The 17070-nt window shown below is 70.0% G+C and carries 9 protein-coding genes and 1 pseudogene; 6 read left to right on the forward strand and 4 right to left on the reverse strand.

What is annotated here, in order from left to right:
- The 3 genes from AB0C29_RS07910 to AB0C29_RS07920 form a co-directional block, all read right to left on the reverse strand.
- Positions 1-1401: polyketide synthase (locus AB0C29_RS07910; RefSeq protein WP_360816794.1), on the reverse strand; the 1401-nt coding region annotated here is incomplete at its 3' end.
- Positions 1402-1426: 25 nt separating this feature from the next.
- Complete coding sequence (locus tag AB0C29_RS07915) at positions 1427-3313, reverse strand: non-ribosomal peptide synthetase (protein ID WP_360816797.1); 1887 nt, start codon at positions 3311-3313, stop codon at positions 1427-1429.
- A complete protein-coding gene (locus AB0C29_RS07920) occupies positions 3313-6489 on the reverse strand; it encodes an amino acid adenylation domain-containing protein (protein ID WP_360816800.1) in 3177 nt (1058 codons plus the stop codon). Before AB0C29_RS07920 ends, AB0C29_RS07915 begins: the two co-directional genes overlap by 1 nt.
- Before the next feature lie 183 nt (positions 6490-6672).
- Here AB0C29_RS07920 and AB0C29_RS07925 point away from each other — a divergent pair, with 183 nt between their 5' ends.
- From AB0C29_RS07925 to AB0C29_RS07935, 3 genes and pseudogenes are all read left to right on the forward strand, one after another.
- The gene (locus AB0C29_RS07925) at positions 6673-9762 is read left to right on the forward strand and encodes an AMP-binding protein (protein ID WP_360816803.1); all 3090 of its coding nucleotides are present in this window, start codon (positions 6673-6675) and stop codon (positions 9760-9762) included.
- Positions 9759-10502, forward strand: a complete 744-nt coding sequence (locus AB0C29_RS07930) for a protein phosphatase 2C domain-containing protein (RefSeq protein WP_360816806.1) — start codon at positions 9759-9761, stop codon at positions 10500-10502. The genes AB0C29_RS07925 and AB0C29_RS07930 overlap by 4 nt, the downstream gene beginning before the upstream one ends.
- Positions 10503-10560: 58 nt before the next feature.
- Positions 10561-11826 (forward strand): annotated as a pseudogene (locus tag AB0C29_RS07935) (condensation domain-containing protein); the annotation flags it as partial.
- A 288-nt stretch (positions 11827-12114) separates the two neighbouring features.
- On the opposite strand, the gene AB0C29_RS07940 reads toward AB0C29_RS07935, so the two are convergent.
- Positions 12115-12726 (reverse strand): TetR family transcriptional regulator C-terminal domain-containing protein, encoded by a 612-nt coding sequence (locus AB0C29_RS07940; protein WP_360816809.1) that lies wholly within the window; start codon positions 12724-12726, stop codon positions 12115-12117.
- A gap of 379 nt (positions 12727-13105) precedes the next feature.
- Between AB0C29_RS07940 and hisD the strand changes: the two genes are divergently transcribed.
- The 3 genes from hisD to AB0C29_RS07955 form a co-directional block, all read left to right on the forward strand.
- Positions 13106-14449, forward strand: coding sequence for a histidinol dehydrogenase (gene hisD, locus AB0C29_RS07945; RefSeq protein ID WP_360816811.1), 1344 nt, complete (start codon positions 13106-13108; stop codon positions 14447-14449).
- A gap of 10 nt (positions 14450-14459) precedes the next feature.
- The gene (locus AB0C29_RS07950) at positions 14460-15668 is read left to right on the forward strand and encodes an MFS transporter (protein ID WP_360816814.1); all 1209 of its coding nucleotides are present in this window, start codon (positions 14460-14462) and stop codon (positions 15666-15668) included.
- Between the two features lie 192 nt (positions 15669-15860).
- A partial coding sequence (locus tag AB0C29_RS07955) for an arylsulfotransferase family protein (protein WP_360816817.1) occupies positions 15861-17070 on the forward strand: 1210 nt, incomplete at its 3' end.

A 17070-nucleotide genomic window follows, 5' to 3' on the forward strand; every position in this document is an offset into this window, starting at 1 on the left:
GGCCAGCGCCTCCGGTGTCGCGGCGGACAGCCGCAGCTGGTGCCGGCCGGCCGGGCCCACGGCCGCCGGGCGGGCGGGTGCTTGTTCGACGATGACGTGCGCGTTGGTGCCGCCGATACCGAAAGAGCTGACAGCGGCGCGGCGCGGGGTCGACCCGGAGGTCCACGGGATCAGCTCGGTGTTGACGAAGAAGGGCCCGTCGTCGAGGCCGAGGTCGGCATTGGGGCGGCGAAAGGCCGGGTGCGGCGGGATCTCGCCGTGGGCCAGGACGAGCACGGCTTTGAGGAAACCGGCGATACCGGAGGCCACATCGAGATGGCCGATGCCGGCTTTGACCGCCCCCAGCGCACAGCTGCGCGGCGCGCCGTGACCGTAGGCCTGCGTGAGTGCGGCGATCTCGATGGGATCACCGAGTGGGGTGCCCGTACCGTGGGTCTCGACGAAGCCGATCGAGTCGCCGGTGACGCCCGCGACGGCCAGTGCCGCACTGATGACCTCGGCCTGACCGGCCGAGGACGGTGCGGTGTAGCCCATCTTGCCGGAGCCATCGTTGTTGACCGCGGACCCGCGGATCACCGCATGGATCGTGTCACCGTTGGCGAGGGCGTCGGCGAGGCGCCGGAGCACGACGACGCCGACACCGTTGCCCGGCACGGTGCCGGCGGCTGCGGCATCGAACGGCCGGCAGGTACCGTCCTGCGACAGCACACCGCCGGGCTGATAGCGGTAGCCGCCGGCCAGTGGATAGGTGAGCGAAACTCCTCCGGCCAGCGCGATGTCGCTCTCGCCGCTGTGCAGCGACTCGCAGGCCATGTGCACGGCCACGAGCGACGAAGAACATGCCGTCTGCACCGTCAGGGCCGGCCCCCGCAGGTTGAGCTTGTAGGCGACCCGGGTGGCGAGGAAGTCCTTCTCGTTGCCGATCGCCAGCTGGAAGGGGTCCACCTGATCGGCGTTGGCGCCCATCGCCGCCACATAGGTGTTGGCGCTGGCACTGGCGAACAACCCGATCAGCCCGCCGAATCGCTGCGGATCACACGACGCGTGTTCCAGAGCACTCCACGCGCACTGCAACATCAGGCGGTGCTGGGGGTCGGTCAGCGCGGCCTCGCGCGGCGTCATCTCGAACAGGCCGGCGTCGAAGCATTCCGCGTCGTCGATCCGACCGAACGCGGCGACATATCCCGGGTCGTCGAGCACGTGCTCGGCCAGTCCCGCGGCCAGCAGGTCCTGCCTGCGGTACCGGGTGATGCTGTCGGCACCGGATCGCAGGTTCTGCCAGTACTGCTCGATGCCGTCGGCGCCGGGCAGACTGGCGGCCATCCCGATGACAGCGATGCCATCCAGCTGCGGCTCGTTGTCGTCCGGATGGACGGCCGGCTCCGGCTTGGTGGTGGTCACGAAAGGGCTCCCCGTGTTCGGTCGTTCAGGACTGTCGGGCGATCAGCCGGCGGCCGCGGTTGCCTTGACGCGAACGCGCGGACTCCCCACCGGCCGCTGCCCCGTCGGTCTCGCCGCTCACCAACCGGGCGAGGCTGCGTACCGTCGGATGGGCGAACAGCTCGGCCACGGACACGGCGCGGCCGCGGGCCACCTCGACTCTTCGCCGCACCTTGAGCAGCAGCAACGAGTTGCCGCCGAGGTCGAAGAAGTTCTCGTCGCCGCGCAGCGATCCGGCCGCCACACCCAGGACGTCCTCCCAGATCCCGGCGATGGCGGCTTCGGCGTCGCGTAGCAGTGGCTGGTCATCGGCGGCGAGGCTCACCCGCGTCGCAGCCAGTGCCGACCGGTCGGTCTTGCCGTTGGTCGTGCGCGGCATGGAGGGCAGCGTGACCACCAGCGCCGGCACGAGATACGCCGGCAAGGCCTTCGCGAGGTGCTCACGCAGCTGTACGGAACCGTGGTCCTCGACACTCGCGGTTGCCGCGTCCCGGCGCACCACGTAAGCGATGAGCCGGGTGTGCTCGCCCTCACCGTCGGGCACGACGGCTACTTCGTCGATCTCCGGGCGGTTGGCGATGACGTGCTCCACCTCATCGGGCTCAACGCGATAGCCGCGGATCTTGACCTGGTTGTCCGCCCGGCCGATGAACTCGAGGACACCGTCGACGTTCACCCGGGCCAGGTCGCCCGTGCGGTAGAGCCGCCCTCGTGGGCCGGCGCCGAGGTGATCGGCGAGGAAACGCTCGTGGGTCAGTTCGTCGCGTCGCAGGTAGCCACGGGCGACGCCCGGACCGCCGATGAGGATCTCTCCCGGCGTGCCGTCCGGGACCGGGACCAGGTCGGCGTCCACGACGTGCACGGTGACGTGGGCGACGGCACGGCCGATCGGCACCGTGGTGCCGTGCGGCACGTCGGTGGCGTCGTAGGCGGTCGCCCACACCGATGCCTCGGTCGGTCCGTACTCGTTGACGATCCGGGTGTTCGGCAGCAGGGAGCGGTGACGGGCGGGCAGTCGGGCAGGACATTTCTCGCCGGCGACGATGACGACGCCCAGTGCGGGCCGGTCCTCCTCGCTGAGTGGCTCCAGCGCGTCGAGCAGGGCGCTGTGCAACGACGGTACGCACAGCAGGTGGGAGATTCGCGCCTCATTCAGGAAGGCGCACAGGCGGTCGAGGTCGTGCCAGTACCCGTCCGGCGGAATGACGAGTTGCCCGCCGGTGCACAGCGTCCAGAACAACCCGGCGACTGACGAGTCGAACGCCAGCGGGGACAGCAGCAGGAAGGCCCGCACCGGCTCGCGGTAGAAGTCAAAACGCGCCTCGGTGGAGGCCAGCAGGTTGTCGTGCTGGACCGCCACTCCCTTCGGGCGGCCGGTCGAACCAGAGGTGTATATGACGTACGCGAGATCACCGGCGGCGGGGCGCTGCGGGGTGTCGTCCGTACCGTTGAGGTCGTCGATCTCGTCCTGGTCCGCGTCGAGGCGCAGGAGGGTGACGTCCGGGATGTCGCTGAGCACCCGCGCGCCCAGCTCGTGGTGGGTCAGCACGGTGGTCAACCCGGCGTCGGCGCAGACCAGGGCCAGCCGATCCGTTGTCGACTCCGGATCCAGCGGCAGATAGGCGCCGCCGGCCTTCAGGACAGCGAGGACCGCGACGACCATGTCGACGGATCGGGGCAGGCAGATCCCGACGAGGGACTCGGCGCCGACTCCCCGCGCGCGCAGGCGGCTCGCCAGCCGGTCGGCGCGGTCGGTCAGGTCGGCGTACGTCAGGTGATGCGCGTTGTCACTGACCGCGGTCGCCCCGGGGTTGCGGCGAACTTGGGCGTCGTAGAGGTCCAGCACTGTCGTCGCAGCTGTCTGGGCGGACATCAGCTGGGGTTTCCCTTCCTGTCGGCCGACGCGCTCACGTCGTCGATGACCCGGGCGAGTTCGCGCACGGTGGGTGACCGGAAAGCTTCACGGCTGCTCAGGCGCACATTGAGCCGGTCGTTGACCTGTTGGATGAGCCGGATGGCCAGCAGGGAGTGCCCGCCGATGGCGAAGAAGTTCTCGCCGGCCCCGAGGCCGGTCCGGCCCAGAGCCGCACACCAGATGCCGGCGATCACCTTCTCGGTGGGGGTGGCCGGTGCCGCGGAGTCCCCCTCCGGCTGTCCGTCCGGCTGCACCGGCGGGAGCGCGGCCCGGTCGAGCTTGCCGTTCGGTGTCAGCGGCAACGCGTTCAGCGTCACGTAGGCCGACGGCACCATGTAGTCCGGAAGGGACTGCGACAGGCGCGAGCGCAGCTCGGCGCCGGATCCGACGGTGGCCCCACGCCCGGCGACCAGGTACGCCACGAGTTGCTGAAGTCCGGGCAGGTCCTCGCGGACCACAACGACCGCCTGCGCGATGGACCGATCGGCGCGCAGCGCGGCCTCGATCTCTCCGGGTTCGATGCGGTGACCGCGCAGTTTGACCTGATGATCGGTTCGGCCGTGATAGTCGATGGTGCCGTCCTCGCGGTATCGGGCGAGGTCTCCCGTCCGGTAGAGACGGGCGCCGGGCGCCCCGAACGGGTCGGGGACGAACCGCTGACGGGTCAGCTCCGGACGGTTCAGGTATCCGGCGGTCACGCCGGCGCCGCCGAGATAGAGCTCGCCGGTGACACCGACCGGCACTGCCTGCATGGCGGCGTCGAGGATGAACGTCGTGGTGTTCCACAGGGGCCGGCCGATCGGCACGCTCACGTCAGCGGCGGTGACCTGGTGTGCGGTTGACCAGATGGTCGTCTCGGTCGGCCCGTAGACGTTGAACACCGTCGCCGCGTAGCGCAGCAGGCCGGGAACCAGGTCGGGCGGAAAGGCCTCACCACCGCACAGCACCCGGAGCCGGGCCGGTTCCGGGTCGGTGGCCAGCAGCAGTCGCCACGTGCTCGGCGTGGCCTGCATGACGGTGATCGCATGCCGGCGAATCGCCGCGTCCAACAGCTCACCGCTGCGGACCTGCTCCTCGTCGGCGACGACGACGCAGGCGCCGGTCAGCATCGGACAGAACAGTTCGAGTACGGAGATGTCGAACGACAGTGAGGTCACCGCGAGCAGCCGGTCGTCGGGCCGCAACCTGATGAGTTCGGCGACGGAGAAGAGCAGGTTGACCACGCCGCGGTGCGGCACCATGACACCCTTCGGGCGCCCGGTCGATCCGGAGGTGTAGATGACGTACGCCGTCGCCTCGGCGTTGTGCGCCGGCCGGTCATCGCCGGGTGGGGTCTCCGGCGCGGCGCCGGTGATGTCGGCGATGTACACGGTGGCGGCGCTGCTCGGTGGCAGCCGGTCGCCGACGGCGCGGCTGGTCAGCACGACCGGTGCACCGCTGTCCTGCAGCATCGCGGCGAGTCGCTCGCGCGGATAGTTCGGGTCCAGCGGCACGTACGCGGCGCCTGCGCGGCTGACCGCCAGGACCGCGACGAGCAGGTCGGCCGACCGTTCGAGGCAGATGCCGACAAGGCCGCCGGTGGCGGGAAGGCGCCGGCGCAGCGCGGCTGCGGCGAGGCCGGCGAGCCGGTCCACCTCGGCGTAGGTCAGGCCGGCGTCACCGTGGATGATCGCCGTTGCGTCAGGGGTGCGTACTGCCTGATCGTGGAACAGGCTGTCGAGGGTGGCGTCCTGGGGGAACTGGTGGCCGGTGGCGTTCCAGCGCTGGTGCCGGGCATGTTCCTCGGCCGGGATCATCGGCAGCCGGGAGACGGTCAGCTCGGGATCGCGTACGACATCGGTGAGCAGCTGCTGGAAATGCGCGGCGAACCGCTCGATGCGGACGTGGTCGAACAGGTCCTGGTCGTACTCGATACGCAACGCGTACCCCTGCGCCTCCTGCTGCATGACCACGTTCAGGTCGCACTGCGGCGCGCACGCCGCGACCTCGAGGAACGTGCCGGATGCCGCGCCGAGTGCCGGCGCCGCGGCCGGCCGGTTGATGAAGTTGAACATGACGTCGAACAACGGGTTGCGGTTGAGCCGCCGTTCCGGTTTGAGCTGCTCCACCAGTTCCTCGAGCCTGACGTCCTGGCGGGTGTAGGCGTCGAGTTGCGTCTGCCGGACCCGGGCGAGCAGCTCGGCGAAGGTGGGATCACCGGACACTTCGATGCGCAGCGGCAGAGTGTTGACGAAGAACCCCACGACGTTCTGCAGGGAAGGCTCGGTGCGGCCGGACACCGGGCTGCCGATGATCAGATCGGGCTGCCCGGTCCACCGGTGCAGCAGCGCGGCGAAGACGGACAGGAACGTCATGAACGGTGAGGCCCGGTGGCGGCGGCCGAGCGCGATCACCGCGTCGCTGGAGTTCCGGTCGACCAGGATGGTGGCGCGGCGGCCGTGGAAGGCCGGAACCTCGGGCCGGGGCCGGTCGGCCGCCAGCTCCAGGACGGAGCGGGGCGCCCTCAGCCGATCCAGCCAGTAGGACAGCTGGGCGGACCGGTCGTCGCCCGAGCGCTCGGATCCTTGCCGGCGAGCGAAGTCGATGTACCGCGGTGCGGCCTCGCCCAGGTCGCCTGGTGCGCCGGTCTGCGCGGCTTGGTAGGCGACGCCCAGGTCGCGCAGCAGGACGTCGAACGACCAGCCGTCGGAGACGATGTGGTGCGCCGTGAGGACGAGTACGTGCTCGGCGGCGCCGAGGCGGATGAGAACAGCTCGGAGCAGCGGCGCAGCGGCAAGGTCGAACGGCTTCATCGCCTCCGCGTCGATGAAGGCGCTGACCTGTGTCGCCGCCGGATCCGTTCCGAGCTGCGGGGTCCGCAGCAGCACCCGCGCCGCGGCCGAGACGTGCAGACGAGGCTCACCGTCGCGGATGTCGATCCTGGTACGCAGGGCGTCGTGGCGAGCCACGACCTCGTCGAGGGCGCGCTGCAACGTCGCCGGATCGATCGGTCCGTCCAGGCGGATCGCGACGCAGATGTTGTAGACGGCCGTGCCGGGATGCAGGCGCTCGAAGATCCAGAGCCGCCGCTGCATCACCGACAGCGGAGCGTCCTCGGAAGGCGTCGGCCGCGGATGGTGAGGCGGCGCGGACATCGGTTGGCGCACGTTTTCTCCAGACGTCAAGGGACGCGGATGTGGCTCGGGCTGCCCATGATGGTCGATGCGTAGACCATCGCAACACCCTCGATTCTGCACAAGTGTTCAGTTAGGATCCCTCACTGTCAAGGGACATGATCCTCACTCACCGTCGTGTGCCCAACCGCTCGAGGGGACTTCGTGCACAACGAACCTGCACTGCCGGCCACCGCCACCACCGCTCGCCAACGACCGGAAGGCATGAAGTATCCGCAGCTCAGCATCGATATGGCGATCTTCGAGGCGGCGGCGCGGCAGCCGGCTGCGCTCGCGGTCCGCCAGGGTGACCAGACGCTCAGCTATGGGCAGCTCACAGCCGGGGCACGGCGCGTTGCCGACCAGCTAATTGAACGCGGGATCAAAGAAAATGACATCGTCGCGGTATGCCTGCCGCGCTCACCGGCGCTGGCCTGCGCGCTGCTGGGTGTGCTGGTCGGCCGGGCCGCCTACTGCATCATCGATCCGCAGTGGCCGGCCGCTCGGAAGGCGGAGATCGTCGCGGACATCGGTGCCACGATAGTTCTTGTCGACGAATACAGCGGCCCCGTCGACGGCCTGCCGGACACTATGCGTCTCGATGCGGCCCCGGCCGCGGCTCCCCGACCGCCCGGCTCGCCGGACCCCGTACGCCTCGACGCCGGATTCTGCGTCTACTACACCTCCGGCAGCACCGGCCGGCCCAAGGCGGCGCTGACCACGCACCGTGCAGTCTTCCGGACGCTGCTGGCACCACGGCACCCACGCGTACGCCCAGGCTTGACCATGCTGTGCGCGGCGGCTCTGCCCTGGGACGCCTTCACCCTCGAACTGTGGTTCCCACTGCTGCACGGCGGCACGGTCGAGCTGCTGGACGGCGACCATCTCGGACCGGCCGAACTACGCCGGGCGATCCGCGCGGGAGTCACCACCGCCTGGCTCACCTCCTCGGTCTTCAACCTGCTGGTGGACGAGGAGATCGACGCGTTCTCCGGCATCGCGGAGGTCCTCACGGGCGGCGAACGACTGTCCCCGCCACATGTCCGACGGTTCCTGCGCCGGCACCCCGAGGTGTCGCTGGCCAACGGGTACGGCCCGGTGGAGACCAGCGTGTTCGTGACGACACACACCATCGTCGACGCCGATTGTGACAATCCTCTGGGCATTCCGGTCGGTCGTCCCCTGCCCGCCACCGAGATCCTCCTGCTGCGCGCCGTCGACGGCGGCGGCTACCGGCAGGCCGGCACGAACGAACCCGGCGAGATCGCCGTGGCCGGCGACGGTCTCGGTCTCGGCTATGTCGGAGCCGCCGCCGAGGACAACGAGCGACGGTTCCCGACCGTACGCGTCGGCGACGGCCCGCCCCGCCGGGTCTACCTGACCGGCGATCTCGGCATCTGGTCCCCGGACGGGAACCTCATGTTCGTCGGGCGCGCCGATCGCCAGGTCAAGATCCGCGGCAATCGGGTGGACCCCGCCGAGGTCGAGGCCGCCGTGCTGGCGCACAGCTCGATCGCCCGGTGCGTGGTTACCGCCGTCGCGCGAGGCACCACGAAAGTGCTCGTGGCGTACGTGGTCGCCCGGCGGGCCGGCGAGGACCCACACCATGACGCCCTGGTCGAGCACCTGGCCGGGACGCTCCCGCAACACCTGGTGCCGTCGCGGATCGTCGGACTGCCGGCCCTGCCGATCGGCCCCACGGGCAAGCTCGACCACGCCGCGCTGCCCCACCCGTTCGCCGAGCGATCCCCCGACCGGCAGCGGGCCGGCGGCGCCGCCACCACCGACGCGTGGACGCTGGCGCGGCTGGCCGGGAAGTTGCTGGGTGTGCCCGACCTGACGCCCGAGCACGACCTGGTGGCGGACGGCCTGGACTCGCTGACCGCGATCCGGCTCGCGCACCAGGCATCGGAGCACCACGGCCTGGACATCGGGGTCAAGGATGTCCTCCGGCTGCGCACACCCTCCGCGATCGTCGCCGCACCCCGGACGACGACCTCCGGCCATGACCTGCCGACTCCGGCCGGATCGCTCGGCCAGAGCCGGACAGCGTTCTGGCTGGACGATCAGATCCGGCCCGAACGCCGGGCCGCGAACCTGGTCGCCTTCGCATACCGCCTCACCGGCCTGCGCGAGGCGGTCGGACTCTCCCGGGCGCTGCGCACGCTCGTCGGCCGGCACGACGCCCTGCACACCGCGATCCAGGAAAACCCCGACGGAGAGCCGGTGCCTGTCCCGCTGCCGGTGACGGCGGCTCTGTCCCTGCGCGTGAAGCCGCCGTCCGACCAGCCCGCGAGCACGGACGTCCAGGGCGTCACGGTTCGGCTGGCCGCGGAGATCGACCTGCACGACGGCCCGCTCCTTGCTGCCGAGATCCACCTCGACCGTCACGGGGCGACCCTGATGCTGGTCGCGCACCACGCCGTCGTCGACGGCCACAGCGAGGTACTGATCGCCGACGAGATCAGCCGGCTGATGAACGGCGAGCACCTGACCGACGTCGCCGCATACCACTCCCTCACAGGGCTGCCGGCGACCACGGGTGCCGATCAGGAAATCTCGGCGTGGGTGGAGCGCCTCTCCCGCACCCACGACGTGCGCTGGCCGACGCCTGGCCCGCGCTCGGGCCGCTACCAGGCGATCCGCTTCGCCCTCGACCCGGCCGGCGCGGCAGCCCTGACCCGGGTCGCCCACCGGCATCAGGTGACCCCGTTCGTCGTTGCCCTCGACACCTTCGCAACAGCCGTACGAGACGCGTCCGGCGCCCGGTCGTTCTGCGTGGGCGTGCCGGACAGCGGACGTGACCTGCCATCCAGCTTCGCGACCATCGGCTGCTTCGTGCACACCCTGGCCGTGCCGTTCGACGACGAGAGCCGGCGGGCGGAGATCCAGGGCACTGCGCAGGCCTGGGACACCGCGCTACGCCACCGCGATGTCGCGCTGCACGACCTGACGGGCCGCTGCCGCACGGGGCCCCGCCGCGGCAGCCGACTGTTCGACGTCCAGTTCGTCTGGCAGAACTACGGCTCGCCGCGCTGGCACATCCGCGGCGTCGACGTCCAGCCGATCGACGTCGAGCCGCTGCAGAGCCAGTGCGATGTGACTCTGGAGTTGTTCCCCGGGCGGGACGTCCTGCGCGGGCGGCTCGCCTTCGACGAGACAGTCGTGCCGCGAACGAGCGCGCAGGAGCTGGTGGAGGCATTCATGACCGGCATCCGACGCATGACCACGCCGACGACCGAAGGCGCCCGATGAACCTGACGCAGATGTCCGTGCCGGCACCCGGTGCAGTCAACGACGACTACGTGCTCACGTCGTCCTGGTACTGCATCGTGCTCGACGGGGCCACCGCCAACGGACTACCCACCGGATGTGTGCACGACGTCGCCTGGTACGTCGCGCGGCTGGCCACACACATCGCCCACCGTCTCGACAGCCGGCCGGACCAGCCGCTGCAGGAGGCACTACGCACCGGCATCGCGGACACGTGCGCCGCCCACGCGCACACCTGCGACCTCACTCTGCCGGACAGCCCCTCCAGCACCGTGTCCATCACCCGGCTGCGCGACGGCCGGATCGACTACCTGGTACTGACCGACTCACCCGTGGTGTTCGAGGACCACACCGCCCAGATCTCGATCGTCGTGGACGACCGCGTCGACCGGCTGCCGGCGTTCGACCGGGAGACACTGAGCCGCTACCGCAACACCGCGGACGGATTCTGGATCGCCTCCACCCGGCCGGAGGCAGCCGATCACGCCCTGACCGGGTCGAAGGCGGTCAGCGACGTGCGCCGCTTCGCGCTGCTGACCGACGGCATCACCCGGCTCGTCGACTACTTCGGGTGGTCCTGGAGGCAGCTGCTCGACCACCTGGACGACAAAGGGCCCCAGGCCACGGTGCACGCGGTACGCCAGGCGGAACGCGCCGCGGCGTCAACCGGGTTCGCCACCAAGACCCATGACGACGCCTCAGTGGTGCTCGCCCGCCTCTGACCCCGTCCGACGACACCCGTAGAGGACAGCCATGCCCCGCATCGAACGCACCTTCACCATGAACGTGGCGCAGCAGCGGAACCTGCGCAACTGGTCCGCGGAGGAGCGACCCGACAAAACCCTGCCGGTGGTCCACACCACGACCGGCAGCTGGACGCCGGCCCAGGTACGGACCGCCGTCGAGGCGCTCGTCCACCGGCATGAGGGCCTGCGCAGCCGGCTGGCGGCCGACGCCACGCACGATGCCTTCCAGCAGGAAGTGCTTGCCGCCGACCACGCCATCGCCCGGCTCAGCTGGACCGTCGAAAAACTGCCGGCCGGGCAGTCTCTCGCAGCGTGGGCCGGATCGCTGCATCCGGCGCGGGTGGACCCCACCGAGCACGCACTGTCGGTCACGACCTGGGCCGACGGTGAGGCGGTGCAGGCGGTCCGGTTGTCCGTCTCGCACGTTTTCGCCGACGCCCTCGCCCAGCAGGTCCTCGTCCGCGAACTCGCAGACCTGCTCGCCGGCCGTCAGCTGTCCCCTGGTCCTGCCCAGGCCGGCGGCTATGCCGCCGAGCCGGCTGCCGCCCGGACACGAGCGAACACCGGCTACTGGCGCGAGGCCCTGCGCGGCGCGCCACGCTCGTGCACCTACTCGGCCGTCGTGCGCCACCGGGTCGAAGCGGTTGCGGTAGCCGAGAAGACGCTCACCACCGAGTTGGCCCGTGAGGTCGGCAAGGCCTGCGGCAGCCTGCGCGTCACCCCGTACGTGCTGTGGGTGACAGCGACCAGTGCCTTGGTCTCCCGGCTGACCGGAACCGACCGGCAGGTGTTCCGGACGACGAACGCCAACCGGTACGACGAACAGGACTTCTCCGTGGTGACCCAGCTGGCCACGGCCGTCTTCTGCCCCGTCGCGGGCCGGCCGTCGGACACCTTCGCCCAGCGGGCCGAGGTCGTCTTCGACGCTGCGCTGTCGGCCTACGAGCGAGGCATGTACGACGTCAACGGCCTCCTCGCCCAGGTGAACGACGTGGTCAGCCGGCGCGGGGCGATCTTCCAACCGGCTTTCGAGGTCAACTACGTCGCTTCCGACGTCTCCGGTCCGACGATCGACGCCGCGGACCGCGACGACACCCGGCAGTGGCAGGAAGACGTCCGCATCGACCCACCGTCGGCCAAGGCCGACCTGGCGGTATCCGTCTGGCAGGAACAGGACGTGATCTCGCTGCGCGTGTCGGCCCGGCGGCCGGTCACGTCCCGCCGGGCGGTCGGGGATGTGCTGGGGGATCTGCTCCTGATCCTCCGCCTGCTCTGCGCCGATCCCGAGCTGGCCGTTCGTTCGGCTCCGGTGGCCCGGCTCACCGAGGACAGGCTGCTCTGGCGTGGCCACCACAGCGGGACGGCCGTCGATGTCGTGGCGGTGGAGAACATGCTGCGTGAGCTGCCCGGCGTCAACGCCTGCCGGGTGGAGACCGACGTCGAGCCGGGCAGGCTACGCGCCCACGTGTCCGTGGTTGCTCCGCAGCCGGCGGCCACCCTGAGGTCGCTGTGCGAAGAGCGACAGCCGTGGCTGTCCGGCACAGTGGTGCCTGACGACATCGTCGTGGTGACCGCGGCGCCGGCCGCCTCAGAGCAACGGCAGGAAGTCGTAGTGCAGGACGGCGCCGGCGTGGGCAGCGAGCACTCTCAGGGCCCCGGCATGGGTGACCCTGGCATTGCCGCTGACCAGGTGCAGCCCCAGACCGTCCTCCATGGCCAGCAGTGACGTGGCGATCTCGCGGGTCGACAGCTGCGGGGAGAAGTCCCCGGTGTCCATGCCCGCCGTGATCAGCGACTCGAAGAGCATCACCTCGCGGTCCCACAGAGACGTCATGAGCGACGCATGCTGCTTGCTGCGCAGCGCGAGGCCGTGCAGTTCGTAGAGCACCCGGCACACCTGGTCGTCCGGGCCGGCCGGAAGCCCGGACCGGAACGCGCCCAGGATCCGGTGCGGCGGCCCTTTGACGTCGGCCACCGCGGCCATGCGCTGTTCGACATAGCGGTCCACGAGATCCTGGTGCAGGTCATAGACCAGATCCTTGGTCTCCGGGTAGTGGTACAGCACCGAACCGGGCGACACCGCGGCGTGCGCGGCGATGTCGCGAATGGTCAGCCGGGACAGGCTCAGCTCCGCGATGGCCGCCTCGGCGGCACGGATGAGGTTCTGCTTACGCTGGGCGGAACGTGCGCGCGGCGGCATATCGAAACGTCCTCCTGAAGAGTGACCGCTCCGCATCGAGCGGTCACGGCAGCGTGCATGACGGTACGCCGCTCAGCAGCAGCGTATGGGATCTGCCGCCGGTTGCGTCAACGCCGGCCGGCAGCCGCGCCCCGGCGAGGCCGTTCAGCCCCCGGTGTCCTGGCTTTGTTTGATCAGGACATCAGATTTTTCACTCATCAGGACTTCTTGCTTCCTTGAACGGGGCGCCTCAGCTTGACAGCCTCACATTGATTCTGAACACTTGTGCAAACTTTGGCGATGCAGCTCCGTCGGCCGCTCCACTCGAAGACGCTGCACCCACCCACGCGCGTGCCCGGCGACTTCGCCGTAGCCGCCTCGACGACACGCGAGGAAGACGATGACGATCATCGAGTCCATCCCGGTACTGGACTGGGCGACAGCGCCGGAAGCCGAACGCAACCGGGTCCTGCGGCGCGGGGACTCCCCCGGCCCGCTCACGCTGCCCACCGCGCTGCGAGAGAACATCGCCGACCTCATTGAAGACGTCCGCAAACGCGGCGACGACGCGCTCGTCGACGCGCTGCGACGATTCGACGGCGTCGACGTCACATCGTCCGAGCTGCGCGTCAGCCGTAGCGAGACCGACCACGCCTGCGCGGTGCTCTCCCCCGCAGTCAAGGAGGCGATCCGGGTCAGCATCGCCCAGGTTCGCGCGTTCAACGAAATCGTCCGGGAACGGCACTTCTGGAGTGCCGAGCGCGACGGTGTCCGCATCGGCGAGACGGCTGCACCGATGCGGCGGGTAGGTCTGTTCGTACCGTCCGGCAAGGGGTCCTTCCCGTCGGTGCTGGTCCAGATCGCGGTGCCCGCCGTTGTCGCCGGCGTGGAGGAGATCGTGGTGATGGTGCCTCCCACCCCAGGCACCGGTGGCGCGATCGACCCTGCTGTGCTCTTCGCCGCCGCGGAACTCGGCATCACCGAGGTCTACCGCTGCAACGGGCCCGCCGGCATCGGAGCACTGGCCCACGGCACCGCCACCATCGCCCGCGTCGACAAGATCGTCGGTCCCGGAAGCCCCGCCGTCGTCGCCGCGCAGCTGGAAGCACAGCGTGCCGGCTGCCTGATCGAGGTCGGCTACGGCCCCAGCGACTCCCTGATCATCAGTGACGCCGGCGCGGACCCCGGGCTGCTCGCCGCCGACCTGCTCAACGAAGCGGAACACGGCGCCGACTCCTCGGCCGTGCTCATCGGCCTCGACGCCGCCGTCCTGGCCGCCGCCGCCACCGAGGTCGTCCGCCAGCTCCAGGAGCTGCCGGAACCGCGGCGGGGCTACGCCTGGACGTCGATCACCCGCAACGGCGGCATCATCCGGGTCGACACCATTGCCCAGGCGATCGCGATCGCCAACAATTACGCGCCCGAACACGTGCAGCTCGCCGTCGCCGACCCGGACCGCCACGTGAGCGCCATGGCCCATGCCGGAACGATCCTGCTGGGTCAGTGGACGCCGTTCGCGGCGTCGAACTTCGCCATCGGCACGCCCGCCACGCTACCGACGTCGGGGTTCGCGCGAACCTGCAGTGGCGTGACGGCGGCGACGTATCTCACCCGGACCGCCGTGGCCGGCCTCACCCGGCAGGCGTTCGAACGCCTGGCCCCGACCATCACCGCATTCGCCGTCCACGAAGGCTTCCCGGCGCATGCGGCGACCGTCACCGCACGCGCCGGCGTGACCGCCTGACGGACAGCTGATGCTTTCCGCCTACCGGCATCTGTTCGCGACTCCCGGCGCGATCGGCTTCTCCGCCGCGGGATTCGTTGCCCGCATCCCGGTTTCCATGACCGGCATCGGGATCGTCACGATGATCGCCGTCACCCGCGGCTCGTACGCCCTGGCCGGAGCCGCCGCCGCGGCGCTGGCCCTGGCCGGAGGCGTCTTCGGTCCCGTCGTCGCGCGGTGGATCGACCGGCACGGCCAACGCCGGGTGGCGCTCCCCGCCGCGGCGGCAGCGATTCTCGCCATGATCGCCGTCATCGTGTGCAACCGGACAAACGCGCCCAGCTGGGCACTGTTGGCCGCCGCGGCAGTCTGTGGCGTCGCGCCCAACGTCGGCGCGATGGTCCGGACCCGCTGGGCCGCCGCCTGCCGGGACCAGCCCGGCCAGTTGCACATCGCATACAGCCTCGAAGCGGTCCTCGACGAACTCTGCTTCGTGGTCGGGCCGATCCTGTCCATCACACTGGCGACGGTGGTGTTTCCCGAGGCAGGGGTGCTCTTGTCCACCTTGCTGCTGGGCGCCGGCGTCGTTGCGCTGACCGCGCAGCGCAGCACCGAACCCGCCATCAGCACGGGCACACCCGCCGGTGGCGGAGCAGTGTTCCTGGTGACCGGCCTACCCGTGATCATCATCTCGATGCTGGCCACCGGGGTCATCTTCGGGTCGCTCGAGGTGGTCACTCTGGCATTCGGTGAAGACCGCGGCAACACCGTCGCCGCCAGCTGGGCCCTGGCCGCCTTCGCCGTCGGTTCGGCAATCTCCGGCATCGTGTTCGGCGCCCGCCGGCTGACCTCGGCACTCAGCACCCGGTTCGTTCTCTGCCTCGCCCTGCTCGAACTGACCATGCTCCCGCTGCTGCTGGTCGGTGACATGCTCACGGTGACGCTCGCGCTGTTGCTGGCCGGGACGGCGGTCGCCCCGACCCTGGCCACAACCTCGGCGCTGATCCAGTCCACGGTCCCGGAGCAGCGTCTCAACGAAGGACTCACCTGGATGACGACCGGCCTCACCGCCGGCGTCGCCGCGGGATCCTCCGTCAGCGGCATGGTCGTCGACTGGCACGGCCCCTCCACCGGCTATGTCGTGCCCCTGATCGCCGGCGCCGCCGGCCTCCTCATCGCCGTGCTGGGCTTGTCGCAACTGCGGGCGAAACGCCCGGCCATGACCGTCAGCACACCGTGACCGGCCCCTACCTCCTCATCCCGGCGGGCCGCTGGCCGCTGCGGTCTCCCAAGTTGAACAAAGAATCAAAGAAATCTCGACAGTGGCCTGTCGTGGTGCTGATTTAACAGTTGACCGCTTCTAGAAACTTTGCGACTGTGTTCAAAGTTACGGATCTCGATGTACGGGGACCGGATTCTTGGGGAGATCACAGTGAGCCAGCCGAGCCACACCGACGCGCCGCGGTACTTCCTCTTCTCACCCTCGTCGTCGTATCCGGAACCGATCGCCTGCCTCCTGGACGGCCGGGCCCGGTGCGTCCACGTCTGGAGCAACGCGACAGATCAGCTCGATCCCGCCACGAACCCACCGACCTACCTTCGCGGGTGGAACCATGTCGAGCTGGCTCCGGACGGCGGCCTGTTCGTCACCGTGCCCCGGCGATCCCTGCTCAAGCTCGACCGCGAGTCCCGGATCATCTGGCGGGCAGCGATCGCCGCGCACCACGACGTCGACGTCGACGCGGGCGGCATGGTCCACGTCCTTGCCCAGCAGCCACGCCTGGTCCCATGGGGAGGGACCGAGCATGTGATCCTCGACGACACGGTGACCGTCCTGGACCCGGACGGGCAGCCGGTCGCGGTGCACTCCCTCTACGAACTGCTCGTCACCCGACCGGAACTGCGGCACCTGATCGACAACGAGATCGCCTATCGCCGCAACGGAGAAGGTGTCAGCACCCCGTCACCGGGCTCCCGAGCTCCGGGCGCCGAGATGTTCGCCGAGATCGGTGCCCTCGACCGGTTCACCGCCCTGCGCCACCTCCATGAACTGACCGGATGGCCGTGTGACGTCTTGCACGCCAATGCCCTCGAGGTGCTGCAAGAGCACCCTCAAGGCCTCTGGCAGGCCGGCGACGTGCTGGTCTCGGTGCGCAATCTCAACCTGATCGCCGTGTTGTCCCTGGAGACGGCGCAGGTGCGATGGTGGTGGGGCCCCGGCCACGTGTCGCGCCAGCACCAGCCCTCGATGCTGCCCAACGGGAACATCCTCGTCTTCGACAACGGATACGCGATCGGTCGTTCCCGCGTCCTGGAGCTCGACCCGGTGACGCGGTCCATCGTCTGGCAGTACGGCACGCGGCCCGGCGAGTCGTTCTTCTCCCCCGTCGCGGGCGGCTCGGAGCTGCTGGACAACGGCAACGTCCTGATCACCGACGCCCGCGCCGGACGCGCGATCGAGATCACCAGAGCTGGTGGCGTCGTCGGCGAGACCGTGGTGGAACGCATGAGCTCGCAGCACAGCACATCGCAGGTCGGGATCTACCGGATGTCCGCCGTGCCGGCCGGCCGGGTCGCCGACGCCGGGCTCGCCGGCCGGCCCGACCTGGCACACCGTCTGGCGCACGAGCGGGGCCTACGAT

This window comes from Actinoplanes sp. NPDC048791 (assembly GCF_040650095.1).
Classification (GTDB): domain Bacteria; phylum Actinomycetota; class Actinomycetes; order Mycobacteriales; family Micromonosporaceae; genus Actinoplanes.

What these genes read in the sequence shown, in the direction of transcription:
- AB0C29_RS07930 (WP_360816806.1), top strand. Translation starts at nt 9,759, where the DNA reads ATGAACCTGACGCAGATGTCCGTGCCGGCACCCGGTGCAGTCAACGAC.
- AB0C29_RS07950 (WP_360816814.1), top strand. Translation starts at nt 14,460, where the DNA reads ATGCTTTCCGCCTACCGGCATCTGTTCGCGACTCCCGGCGCGATCGGC.
- hisD (WP_360816811.1), top strand. Translation starts at nt 13,106, where the DNA reads ATGACGATCATCGAGTCCATCCCGGTACTGGACTGGGCGACAGCGCCG.
- AB0C29_RS07940 (WP_360816809.1), bottom strand. Translation starts at nt 12,726, where the DNA reads ATGCCGCCGCGCGCACGTTCCGCCCAGCGTAAGCAGAACCTCATCCGT.
- AB0C29_RS07920 (WP_360816800.1), bottom strand. Translation starts at nt 6,489, where the DNA reads ATGTCCGCGCCGCCTCACCATCCGCGGCCGACGCCTTCCGAGGACGCT.
- AB0C29_RS07915 (WP_360816797.1), bottom strand. Translation starts at nt 3,313, where the DNA reads ATGTCCGCCCAGACAGCTGCGACGACAGTGCTGGACCTCTACGACGCC.